The organism is Microbacterium sp. Root166 (assembly GCF_001427145.1).
Taxonomy (GTDB): domain Bacteria; phylum Actinomycetota; class Actinomycetes; order Actinomycetales; family Microbacteriaceae; genus Microbacterium.
In genome coordinates this window covers 1,715,107-1,728,555 of record NZ_LMGL01000001.1, presented here as the reverse complement: position 1 = coordinate 1,728,555, position 13,449 = coordinate 1,715,107, and the positions used below count along the sequence as shown (strand labels likewise).

Below are 13,449 nucleotides of genomic sequence, written 5' to 3'. Positions count from 1 at the left end.
GTTCGACAGCACGATCGAGACCGCGGGTGCGATGGCGACGCCGCCGCCCTTCGCGCCCATCTTCGCCTCGGCCGTGACCTCATCCGTCGCCTCGGCGGACACGACGACGTCCTGGGCGCCCGAGATCACCACGTCGTCGCCGATGAGGGCGCTCGTGCGGTGCGTGTCGAGCACGATCACGAACGCGGCACCGAGGCCGAAGTCGCCCTCCGTCGAGACGCCCCCGATGAAGTCCTCGCCGCCGGCGCCTTCGACCTCACCGTCCCCGTCCTCGTCGCCCGCCTTGTGCGGCAGCGCCGTGACGGTGCCGTCGACCGCGCTGCGGGCCGCGACGGCCACATCACCCGAGGTGAGCGCCAGCGTGCCGAGCACGCTCGCGAGCGTGTCGGTGGTGATGATCGCGATCGCGACCGAGCCCGCCACCGAGATGTTGCCGCCGCCCGCGCCGGATGCCGCCGCCGCTCCGTAGGTGGCGGTGACGTCGTCCCCGTCCGCGGCGACCGTCGCCGAGACGACGACGTCACCCGCGGTGGCCGACAGCGTCACCGGGATGATCGACCGGTTGACCGTCGTCGCAAGGGTGAGCGCGACGCCCACGCCGATATTCGCGTCGCCGCCGGAGGACACCGACGATCCATCGCCGCCCGAGCGCGCGTCCGTGTTCGTCGACGACTCGACGCGCAGCTGACCGCCCGCGATGATCGTGGCGACCTCGGGCAGGATCAGCGACTCGGCGTGCACCTCGGCGACGAGGATGCCGATGGCCGCCGCTACGGCGACGCCGCCCTCGCTGGTCTCGGCAGGCGGGTTCTCGGTGTCACCCGAGTCGGGGGCGCCGTTCTGGGCGGCCTGAGCGTCGGCGTACCCGCGCTGCTCGCCCGCGAGCTGGTCGACGCCGGTGCCGGCTCCGCCGCCCGGGTTCTCGGGGTCGCCCGACTCCTCATTCTCAGGCGCGCCCGCGGCGGATGCCTCGGCCAGCGCGCTCGACTCGGAGATGTTCGAGGCGCGCAGCAGCACGTGCTGGGCGGCGTCGACGTCACGGCCGAGCACCGCCATCGACGAGTGATCGGCATAGGTGAGCGCGAGCCCGAATCCGACGGCGGCATCGGTCGCGTCCAGCGCGGCGGCCGAGGCGACGGTGTCGGCCAGGGCCTTCTGCGTCGCGGTGAGGGCGAGGGTGCCGGTCAGCTGCTGCGTCGCACCGGCGCCGAGACGTGCCAGCGTCGACACGTTCGACAGCGCGATGCCGATCGACGGCGTGATCGCGATCGCGCCCCGCGCGCCCATCTTCGCCTCGACGGTCGTGACGTGCTTCGCGTCGGCCGTGAGCACGAGATTGCGGATGCCGGTGGCCAGCACGCCGTCGGCGACCTCCGCAACGGTGTCGTGCGTGACGATCGCGAGTCCCACCGAGATCCCCAGGCCGAGCGAGGTGGCCGGATCCTGGTCCTCGCCGTGCGGGAGCGCCTTCGCGGTCGTGGCGACGTCGCTCTTCGCGGTGACGGCCGCATCGCCTCCGGTGAGCTCGACCGTGCCGTCGATCGCGGCCCGCGTGAGGTGCTTCACGACCGCGAGCCCGAGCGATCCCGCTCCGGCGAACTCGCCCCCTCCCGCGCCCGAGGTGCCGATGGCGGAGATCGTCGAGGTGGTGTCGGCGCCGTCGGCCGCGACATCCGCCTGCACGATCAGATCGTGCGCGCGCACCGTGAGGTGGGCGGGCACGGTCGCTGTGTTCACGACGTCCATGAGGGTGATGCCGACGCCGACGCCGATGTTGGCCGTTCCGCCTCCGACCGCCGAACCGTCGCCGGCGGACGAGGAGTCGGTGTTCGCGGCGGTCATGAAGGCGACCGTGCCGGCAGCGGTCAGGTCTCCGACCTCGCTCGTGACCCCCGCGCGGACGACCGGGCTGGAGAGGCTCACGCCGACCGCGGCAGCCGCGTTCACGCCGCCCTCGCTCGTCTCCGCCTGCGGGGCGCGCTGGTCGTCGCCGCCCGAGGTCTCGAGGCCGTTCTGCGCGGCCTGACCGTCGGCGTGATCCTGCTCGCGGTTGATGAGCTCGTTGACGCCGGAGTTGTCGGGGTCCTCGTCGGGCGCGCCGGTGTCCTCCTCAGGTGCGCCGGCCGCGGAAGCGGTCGCCGAAGCGGCGGAGTCGGAGATCGCGGATGCCCGCAGCACGATGTCTCCGCCGGCGTCGACGACGCGGGCGAGGTCGCTCGTGGAGGCGTGGTTCGCGATCGAGAGGCCGAGCGAGACTCCGATCGCGGCGTCGCCACCGGACACGGCGGCCGCAGATGCGGTGCTCGTGACCGACGAGTTCAGGGCGGAGGCGAGCTGGAGCGAGCCGTCCAGCGCCAGGGATCCGGTGCCCACGCGCGTGGCGGCGGTGACGTTCGAGAGCGTCGTCGCGACGGCCGGTGCGATCGACACGCCGCCACCGGCGGCTCCCATCCGCGCCTCCGTGACCGCGACGTCCGCGACGGTGGCCTGCAGCACGACGTCGTCGGCGCCGGTGATCACGACGCCGTCGGCGATCTCGGCGACCGTGCGGTGGGTGACGAGGTTGAGGGCCACGGAGGCCCCGAAGCCGAGATCGTCCGCCTCTGTGACGCCCGCCCCCGCCGGCAGCGCCTTCACCGTGCTCGCGAGATCGCTCGCGGCGGATACCCAGACGTCGCTGCTCGTGAGGACGACGTCGCCCTCGATGGCCGCGCGCGTCTGATGGTCGACGACGGCGAGCGCGAACGATCCCGCGATCGACACGTCGCCTCCGCCGGCTCCCGACGTCGCGTTCGCCGCGATCGTCGCCGTGTGATCGTCGCCGTCGACGGCCGTCTGCGCGCGGACGACGAGGTCGCCGGCGGTGATCGTGAGGGTGCCCGGGACGACTGCGGCGTTGCGGACATCCGAGAGCGTGATCGCGACTGCCGCTCCGATCGACGCCGTGCCGCCCGCGGGCTGCGTCGCCGACCCGTCTGCCGTCGCGGATGCATCGGTGTTCGCCTCGGTCTGCAGGGTGGCGATGCCGCCTGCCCTCAGGTCGCCGACGGTGACGATGACCTCCGAGACCACTGTCGACAGCGCGACGGCGATCGCCGCAGCGGCCTGGACGCCGCCGCCGCTGGTCTCGGCGGCGGGCGCCTCGGCACCGCCGGTGCCGCTGCCCGTCTGCGCGGCTCCGACCTGGTCGGCGAAAGCGACCTGGTCGCCGATCTGCCGGTCGACGCCGCTCGGCTCGCCCGGGGCGGGCTCCTCGTCCGATCCCGGTGCCCCGGCCGCCGAGGCATTCGCGGATGCCGTGGTGCGGGAGACGCTCGCGGTGCGGAGAGTGACGGCCCCTCCTGCGACGACCTCCCGCTCCATGCGCGTCGTGACGGTGTGGTTGGCGATCGGGAGGCCGAGACTGATGCCGATCCCCGCGTCCGCCGCACCGGCGACGGACGACGTGCCCGATGCCGACGCCTCCGCCTCCTGCGTCGCGTGCATGGCGAGGTCGCCGGTCAGGATGAGCGCGGCAGGCCCGGTGCCGAGGCGGGTGGTCGTCGTGACGTTCGAGAGGTCGATCGCGACGGCCGGGGCCAGGGCGACGTCGCCGCCCTGCGCGCCCATCTTCGCCTCGACCGTCGAGGTGTCGGCCGTGGTCGCGAGCAGCGTGACGTCGGTCGCGCCCGTGAGGATCGCGCCGTCGGCGAGCTCCGCGAGCGTGTCGTGCCGGATGATCGCGATGCCGACGGAGGCGCCGGAGCCGACGCCGCCTTCCGCCGCCTCGGCCCCGACACCGTGCGGGAGGGCCTTCGCGGTCGTGGTGGCTGCACTGCGGGCGGCGAGCGTGGCCGCGCCCGTGAGCGTCGCGGTGCCGGCGAGGCGGGCGGTGCTCTCGCGATCCGCGACGAGGAGGGCGAGCGAGCCTGCGACCGACAGCGAGCCGCCGCCCGCGCCCGCCATCGCGGTGGCGTCGGCAGCGGATGCCGCATCCCCGCCGTTCGCGAGCGTCGCGGTCGCGAGCACGAGCTCCGTGGCGACGACCGTGGCTCCTGCTGACAGCAGCGCCCGAGTCGTGACGTCGGCGTCGGTGATCGCGACGGCCGCGCCGATCGTCGCGCTCGAACCCTGCGATGCCGAGCCGTCGGCGGTCGCCGCCTGGTCGGCGTTCTCGAGGGCGGCGAGGCGTACCGTCCCGGCCGTCACGGTGACGCCCGGCGCGATCACCGATTCGCTCAGCATCGTGGCCAGGGTGAGCGCGATCGCGGCGGCCGCGTTGACCTTGCCCTCGCTCGTCTCGGCACTCGGGGCGGCGGCCGCGCCCGACGTCGCGCCGCCGTTGTCTTCTGCGACGCCGTCGGCGTGGTCGCGCTGAGCGGCGAGCTGCTGGTCGACACCGCCGGGGGCGCTCGGATCGGCGTCTGCCGGCGTCTCGTTCTCGGGCGCCCCCGATGCCGAGGCGACGGCGGTCGTCGCGGAGCCGCTCGTGAGGAACGTGGCGAGGTGGACTTCCGACGCCGTGACGACGCGTCCGACGCGGGCGAGGGCCGAGTGGCTGGGCATCGCGAGGGCGAGCGCGATGCCGATGCCCGCATCTCCCGCCCCCTCGACTTCGGCTGTCGCCGTCGCGTTCGCGGTGGCGTTCAGCACGGCGTCCAGGCGGAGCGTGCCGGTGAGGGCGAGCGCGGCACCGGGGGCGAGGAGCACGTGGGCGGTCTCGGTCGAGAGCGCGATCGCGACGACCGGCGTGAGCGCGACCCCGCCGCCGGTCGCTCCCATCTTCGCCTCGACCGCAACAGTGCTGCGCCCGTTCGCCGTGAGGGTGAGGTTCGCGGCGCCCGTGAGCGTTGCGCCGTCCGCGAGCGCCGCCGTGGTGCGTCCTGTGACGATCGCGAGCGCGAACGACGCGCCGATGCCCAGCGTGCCCGCTCCGCCGACGCCGACTCCGTGCGGCAGCGCCTTGGCCGCGGTCTCGAGGGTCCTCGACGCCGATACGACCGCGTCACCCGTGAGCTGAACGGCACCCGCGATCACGGCCGTGGACTCGTGGGTGGTCAGGGCGATGGCGACGGATCCGGCGACGGAGATCTTGCCGTCCCCGGCGCCCGCCATCGACTCGGCGGACAGGACCGACGAACCGCCGGCGAGGGCGGTCGTCAGCACCTGCAGGCTCGCGGCCCGGACCGTCGCACCGGCCGAGACGGATGCACGCGTCCAGCCCTCGCCCTTCGCGAGCGCGACCGCGGCGCCGATCGTGGCCGTTCCGCCGTCGGCTGCCGATCCGTCGGCCTTCGCCTGCCGGTCGATGTCATCGAGTGCCGCGAGCGACATCGCGCCGCTCGAGGTCACGGTGGCTCCGGCGAGCACCCGAGCCTCGCTGACCGCGGTCGCGAGGGTGAGGGCGATGGCCGCCGCGGCGTTGACGCCACCCTCGCTCGTCTCGGCGCTCGGGGCGCTCGCACCGGACGCCGACGGTGCTCCGCCGCCCGCAGTCGCGACGCCGTCGGCGTGCTCGCGCTGCGCCTGCAGCTGCTGGTCGACCCCGCCGCCTGCCGCGCCGCCGGGGTTGGCCGCATCGCCCGAGTCCGCTCCGTTCTCGGGTGCGCCCGCGGCAGAGGCGATCGCGTTCGTGAGCGAGGAGGAGGTGAGGAACGACGCGAGCGCGACATCCCCCTCCGCCGTCGCGTCGCGGGCGATCTCGGTGATCGCGCGGTGCTGCGGCATCGCGAGCGCCAGCGCGACCCCGACCCCCGCGTCGCCCGCTCCCTCCACCTCCGCGGTCGCCGTGGCGTTCGCGGTGGCGTTGAGCACGGCATCCATCCGGATCGCCCCGCCGACGCTCAGCTGTGCGCCGGTGCCGATCCGGGCGAGCGCGGCCTCGGTCGACAGGGCCGTCGCGAGGACCGGCGTGAGCGCCACTCCGCCGCCGGTCGCCCCCATCCGCGCCTCGACCGTCATCGTGCTGCGGCCGCTCGCGAAGAGCGTGAGCGATCCGGCATCCGCGAGCGCGGCGCCGTCGGCGATCTCCGCCGCCATCTCGCCGGTGGCGATGGCGAGGGCCACGGAGGCTCCGATGCCGAGGGTGGATGCACCCGTCACGCCGTCGCCGTGCGGCAGCGCCTTCGCGACGACGCCGGTGCTGTTCGCGGCCGAGATCAGGACGGCTCCGGCGACCGTCGCCGTGCCGCGCAGCGAGGCGAGCGACGAGTGGTTCACGAGCGCGATGGCGACCGACCCGGCCACCGAGACCTTGCCGTCGCCCGCGCCCGCTGCCGACTCGGCAGTGGTGACGGATGCGGTGTCGTCGCCGTTCGCGAGGGTCACGGTCGACAGCTGGAGGGATGCCGCGGTGACCGATGCACCCGCGGAGACGATCGCCTCGGTCGAGATGTCGGCGCGGGTCAGAGCGACACCGGCTCCGATCGTTGCGGTGGCGCCGTCGGCCGCCGACCCGTCGGCGTCGGAGGATTGGTCGGCGTTCTCGAGTGCGGCGAGGCGGACCTGTCCGCCGGCGGTGACGACGGCGGACTCGACGGTCGCACGGCTCAGCGCCGTCGCGAGCGTGAGGGCGACCGCCGCGGCCGCGTTCACCGTGCCGTCGCTCGTCGCCGCGCTGGGGACGGTGCCCTGCGAGCCGGCTCCCCCGGCGGTCGTGGCCACACCGTCGGCGTGGGCCCGCTCCTGCCCGAGCTGCTGATCGACGCCGGCGCCGCCTTCGCCGCCTTCGCCCGAGTTCTCCGGCGCGCCGGCGGCGGAGGCGACGGCGGTCGTCGTGGCCTTCGAGGTCAGGAACGAGTGGACGAGCACGTCGCCGCCCGCCACGACATCCCGCTCGACGGTGGCCAGCGCGCGGTGGTTCGGCATCGCGAGGGCGAGCGAGATGCCGACGCCCGCGGTCGTCGCGTTCGTCACATCCGCCGTGGCGTTCGCGGTGGCCGACGCGTCGAGAATCGCGTCGAGGCGCAGCGTGCCGGTGAGCTGGAGTGCTCCGTCGCCGACGACCCGCGCCTCGGCGGTCTCGGTCGTGAGCGTCGTCGCGACGACGGGGGTGAGCGCGACGGATCCGCCCCGGGCGCCCATCTTGGCGTCGGCCGTCGTGGCGCTTGCGCCGTTGGAGTAGAGCGTGATGCCCGATGCACCGGTGATCGCGCCGGCCGACGAGAGCTCCGCGAGCGTCGTGCCCGTCACGACCGCGAGTGCGAACGACGCGCCGATGCCGAGCGACTCGGCACCCTCGACGCCGCCCTCGTGCGGGTAGGCCTTGGCCGTGGTCGCGAGGTCGCTCGTCGCGGAAGCGGTGACCGCTCCCCCGCCCGCGATCGCCACCGAACCGTCGACGGCCGCGCGAGTCGAGTGGTTCACGAGCGCGATCGCCACCGACCCCGCGACGGAGAGCTTGCCGCCTCCCGCGCCCGCGAGCGCCTCCGCGGCGAGGGCGGATGTCGCGTCCCCGCCGTCGTCGAGCGCGCGGGCGAACAGCTGCAGGCCGCCCGCCGCGACGACGACGCCGGTCGGAACGACGGCGTTGGTCGAGATGTCGGCGCGAGTGAGAGCGACCGCTGCGCCGATGGCGGCGTCGGTCGCCTCCGACGCCGACCCGTCGGCGAGGGAGCGCACATCGGAGTGGGTCGCGGCGTCGATGATCGCTGAGCCCATGGTCGTCAGGTCGCCCGCCAGCACGACACCGGCCGCGAGCTCGGCGAGCGTGACGGCGACGGCCGCAGCGACCGCGACCCCACCCTGCGAGGTCGCCGCCGACGGAGTGCCGGTGCCGGCGAGGGCGGGCGAGCCCGCGGTCGAGTCGGCGTGGTCGCGCTGACGCTGCACGGCCTGGTCCACGCCGTCACCCGCCGCGCCACCGGGGTTCGCCGGGTCGTCGGAGTCGTCTGCGTTCTCGGGCGAGCCCGCCGCGGAGGCCGTCGCGTTCGAGGTGACCTCGCTGACGGCGTGGGCGGTGAGCGCGGCGCTCTCCGCCGTGACGTCGCGTGCGAGCTGCGCTTCGGCCGTGTGCTCGGCCATGGTCAGTGCGAGGGAGGCGCCGATGGCGGCGGTGCCGGTGGAGAGGGCGATCGCGCCCGCGGTGGCCCCCGCGGTGGCGTGCTGCTGCGCGGTGAGGCGGAGCGCGCCGGTCAGCGCGGCGGCATCTCCCGCACCGAGTCGCGCGATGGTGCGGATCGTGGACACGGTCGTCGCGACGGCGGGCGTGACCGAGACGCCACCGCCGGCGGCCCCCATCCGGGCCTCGGTCGTCGTCGTGACGGTCGATCGGGCGTCGACGGTGAGCGCGGCGACTCCCGCGAGCGTCGCGCCGTCGCCCAGCTCGGCGAGAGTCTCTGCGCGGACGATCGCGAGGGCGAACGAGGCGCCGACGCCGAGGTCTCCGGCGTCTGTGACGCCCGCACCCGCGGGCAGGGCCTTCACCGTCGTGCTGCTGGTGCCGTTCGCCGCGACGGTGAGCGAAGCGCCGCCGGCGGAGCCGTCGAGGGCAGCCCGCAGTGCGCGGTCGACGAGCGCGATGGCGACCGAGCCGGCGACCGACACGTCGCCGCCTCCGGCGCCGGCGATGGACTCGGCGCCCGACGCCGAGACGGTGTCGGCGCCGTCCGCCACCATGCGGACGTGGATGGTCGTGGCGGGCGAGGTGATCGACGCGCCCTCGGTCGCAAGGGCACTGGCCGCGAGGCTCGAGTCGGTGATCGCGACGGCGGCGCCTACGGTCGCGTCGGCGCCCTGCGACGCCCGGCCGTCGGCCCGCGAGGTGGCGTCGGTGTGCTCGCCGGCGACGACCGTCACGGTCTCGGCGGTGACCGCGCCGGCGATGATCGCCGACACGACCGATTCGGCGACGGTGACCGCGACCGCTGCGGCGACGTTCACGCCGCCGTCGCTGGTCTCCGCGCTCGCCGGCGTGCCGGCGTTCCCCGGGCGTCCCGATTCGGCGGCGATGGCGTTCGCGGTGCTCTGCGTCGCCGCGACCTGGCCGTCCACTCCGCCGCCCGCGCTGCCGCCCGCGGAGTTCTCAGGAGCCCCGGAGGCCGAGGCCTCGGCATCCGATGTCGTCTTCGATACGCCGGTCGCGCCGACGGTGACGTCCGCCGATCCGTCCGCCGCAGCGGCAGCTGTGACATCCCGCGCGAGTCGCGCCTCGACCGAGTGATCCGCGAGCGCCAGTGCGAGGCCGACGCCGATCGCGGCGTCACCGCCCGAGGCGACGGCGGCCTTCGCCGCGGCGTGCGTCTCGGCGCGCTGCACCGCGGTGACGACGAGGTCCTGCACCGCGAGGCCGCCGGCGCCGTCGACGAGAGCAACGGTGCGTGTGTTCCCCATCGCGACGGCGGCGAACGGCGCGATGGCGAGGTCCGCGCCGGCCGCGGACCCGCTCGCCTCTGCTCGGACGATGTCGGTGCCGCTCGCCGTGACTGCGGCATCCGCCATTCCGGTCGCCGATCCGCTGAGCGTCGCGGTGGTGTGGGTGCTGCTCGTCGCGAGGGCGAACGACGCACCGACGCCGGTGGTCGCGCCGGTGCCACCGTCGGTCGCCAGCGTCGCGCGGGCGGAGGTCTCGGCGACCCCGGTCGCGGCGATCGCGAGGGTCGCGCCGTCGAACGAGCCCTGCAGAGCGGAGGAGGTCTCGACGCTCGAGAGGGCGAGGGCGACAGAGCCGGCGACCGAGAGATCGCCGCCGGATCCCGCGCCTCCGGTGGCGGTGGCGGCGATGCGGTGGGCCGGGTCGTTCACGCCGCTCGCGGTGAGCGGGGCGACTCCGGCGGTGAGGCTGAGGCTCGAGGCGACGACGGAGGCGTCTGCGGCGAGCGCGGTGCGGACTCGGGCGTCCGCGAGGGTGAGGGCGACGGCTGCCGCGATCGTGGTGGCTGCCGGTTCTCCGCCCTCGGCCGGAGGCCCGCGGTCCCAGGGACCGCCGCTTGCTGTCGCGTCGGCCTGCAGATTGCCGAACGCCGTGAACGATGCGTTCGCCGCCTGGATCGAGACCCCGTCGACGACGACGTCGCTGGTGAGGTCGTGGATGCTGAGGGCGACGGCCGCCGCGGCCAGGACGGTGCCCTGCGGGGTCGCGGGGGTGGGAGCGGCGGGCGTCGAGCCGGCGCCCCCGCCTGCCGGGGCGGCGCCGTCGGCCCAGCTGCGGGCGCCGGCGATCTGCGCCGACGGGTCCGCCGCGGCGAGGAGGCCGAATCCGGGCGCGGCGCCCTCCGCTCCGGTGGCGGACGAGGCCGCGTCGGTGTCGGAGGATCCGCGCGCCTCGGCGGAGAGGGCGACGTCTCCCGTCGCGACCACGTCGCGATCCAGGTCGGCCGACGCGGAGTGGTCGGCGAACGTCAAGGCGATCACGGCACCGATGGCGGCGCCGTCACCTGCCGTGATGTCGCCTCGCGCCGTCGTCGTGACCGGGGCCACGAGCGCCGCGCGCATCGTGAGGGCGCCGGCCACCGCCAGCGACTCGGGGGCGTCGGCCACGCGCGAGGTCGCGGATGCGTTCGAGACGGAGAGTGCGAGCACCGTCGACACTGCGCCGGATGCCGCTCCTCCGTTCGCCGTGACCGTCTGCGGCGAGACCGTCGTGGCGAGGAGCGAGAGATCGCCGGAGCCGGTCACCGCCGGCGCCGTGAGCTCGGCGGTGGTGGCGTCGTTCACGATGCCGAGGGCGACATGGGCTCCGAGACCGGTTGCGACTCCGGCTGCCGTGGCGGGTGCCGCCGTCGCGAAGGTCGCAGCCGACGAGAACGCCTCGAATCGCGCGTCGGTGGGCTCGCCCCCCTGGAAGGCGACGGGGCCGCCGCCGAGCAGCGCCTGCGTCGTGCGGCTGACGAGCGCGATGGCGAGTGCACCGGCAACGCCGAAGCTGTCGGCCGCACCGGCGCCCGAGGTGGCGATGGCGCGGAACGCGCTCGCGGGCGCGCCCTCGGGCGACGCCGCGATGGCGTAGGCGGAGAGCGACGGCGCGGCGAATGCGGCGTCGCCCACTGCGGTGCGCGTGTCGATGTCGACCGAGTTGACCGCGACGGCCACGCCGACGCCGGTGGCGTCCTCCGCCACGGCGGAGGCGTCGGCCTCGGCCGTCGCCGACCCGTGAGCACGCGAGACCAGGATGACCCCGCCGTCCGCGGTGTAGAGGGCGGTCGGGGTCGCGCCGGCCGTCGCGAGCGTCGTGACGTCGAGGTCGGTGTAGGCGAGCGCCGCGGCGAGGTCGACGGACCCGTCGGGGGTCGTCGCGTTGCCGTCGGTCGTCGCGGTGGGGGCCGTGCCGTTCTGAGTCGCGCCGCCGGCGCTCGCCGTCGCAACGGTGCTGACGGCGTAGACGCTGGCTGCCTCGACGTGGAGCACGCCGCCGGCCCCGACCGCGCCGGACGACGTGACGGCCGCCCGCGTGTCGATCGCGATGCGGCTCACGGCGATCGCACCGCCGGCCTGCTGTGCGGTCGCCGTCGTGTCGACGTCGGTGTCCGTCTGCGCGAGGAGGGTGAGGTCACCGGTCGCGGTGATCGCGGCCTGGCCCTCCACCTGGACGACCGCGGTCGCCGATGCGTCGGAGTACGCCCCGGCCGCGTCCACGTCGTCGGTGCCCGTGCCGGTCGCGGTGACGTCGAGGTCGACCTCGGCCAGCGCCGAGAGGTGGACGTCGCCGCTCGCGCCGGCGCCGGTGGCCGCGATCGAGCCGTCGCGCACGATGACCCGGGCCGTCGCGTTCGCCTCGCCGAGCGCGCTCGTGACCGCCTCGTCGGACTCCTCGGTCTCGGTGTGGGTGACCTTGGCGTGTGCTCGCACGACGACGTTCTCGCCGTTCACCGTCGCGTCGGTGAGCAGGACCTCCACGGTCGCGTCCTCGCCGGCGGTCATGGCAGAGGCGTGAATGCCGACGTAGCCGGTCGAGACGATCGAGGAGTCCGTCACCGCGATGCTCGCGCCGGCCGACTCGTCCGTCTCGTTGTTCGCCTGGGCGATCAGGACGACGTTCTCGCCCGTCACGGTCGAGCCCCCGTCGATGATGATCTCGGCCTCGACCGGCGCCGGCGTCGTCGGCGCGGGCGCCGGCTCGCACGGCTCGACGTCGCACGGCTCGGGCTCATCGGCCTCGAGCAGCTCGGCGATCGCGGTGAGCAGGATGTTGCCGCCGGTCAGCGTCGCCCCGTTCAGGAGGATGCGCGCAGCGCGGAGGTCGAAGTCGATCCCGGCGAAGAGCAGCGCTCCGATGATCCGGATGATCGCGCGGGCTCCGTTCGTGTGGATCCGCACCGACGCGGCCGGGACGACCGTCGTGTCGCCGTCGTTCGTGGTGATGACGAGGTCGCCGCCCGCGTTCTGCGAGATCGAGATGATCTCGTCGTCGACATCGCGGTCGATCTCGACGTCCGCGGCCGGTGCCTCCGGCGTCTCGGGCTCCGCCTCGGACGGGTCGGCCGGCTCGGGAGCGGCGGGGTCCTCGTCGGGGGCTCCCGGCTCGCCCGGCTCGGCCGGCACCTCGGGGGCTTCGCCCTCGGGCTCGCTGCCCTCCGCGGGCGGCTCCGGCGCGGCCGGCGGCTCGGTGGGCTCCGGCGCCTCGGGGGCGGGGACGGTCGGGGGCTCGGTGGGCTCCGGAGACTCGGGGACGTCGACCGGCGCGGGGTCGCCCGCCGCCGGCTCGTCCACCTCGAACGGGCGGACGTCGAGGAATGCCGCCGACCCGGTGACCCCGTCGGGCGTGCCGGGGGTCTCCGGCGCGCCGGGCGCCGCCGGCTGCTCGGGAACGCCGGGGACGGGAGGCTGCTCGGGCACCTCCGGAGGCACGGGAGCCGGAGGGTTCGCGGGCGTCTGCGGGGCCGGCTCGGGGGCCGGCGGTGCGGGCACCTCGGGGGCGGGCGGGCCGGGGACACCGGGCGTCGGAACGCCCGGCAGCCCCGCCGGCGGTGCGGGAGCGGTGGGCGCAGCGGGAGGCTGCGGCGGCGTGGGCAGGCCGGGCATCGCGGGGATGGCCGGCGCCTGCGGACCGTTGCCGTTGCCCGGGCCACTGCTCGGCCCGCAGACGAGGGTCGTGCTCGTGGAGCCCGATCCGTCGTTCGTCGTCACTTCGCGGCAATTGGGGCCGTAGGGATTCGCGGGTGCAGCCGGGGCGATACGGCGCGGGCCGGCCGGCGAGACGATCATGCGGGAGTAGTCGCGCGGGTCGGTCACGGGCGGCACCAGCAGCTCGGGCACGCCTCCGTCGGGCGCTTCGTCATCGCCCTCGGTGTCTTCGCCCAGAAGGTCCTCGGCGGCGGTGCCCGCCCCGGGCCCGACGGCCCACGGCATGCCCTCGCCGGTCCGCTCCTGGGCTCCGGCGCTCGGGGCTCCGGCGGCTCCGCCCCACATCAGCTGGCCTGCTGCGAGGACTGCGGCGAGCACCACGGCGACGGTGCGTTGGGCGCGCGCCGACGGCGCAGCGGTCGAACCGCTGCGCGTGCGCGATGCCTCAAATGCGAGGTATCTCCGACTCAT

The 13,449-nt window shown here is 75.3% G+C and carries 1 protein-coding gene (only partly in view); it reads right to left on the bottom strand.

What is annotated here, in order from left to right; all coding sequences use genetic code 11:
* Positions 1 to 13,449 carry the beginning of a hypothetical protein gene (locus ASD56_RS07730; RefSeq protein WP_055963305.1) on the bottom strand. It extends 16,878 nt beyond the left edge of the window, so 13,449 of the gene's 30,327 nt are visible here — the first part of the coding sequence; the start codon lies at positions 13,447 to 13,449; its stop codon lies off the left edge, out of view.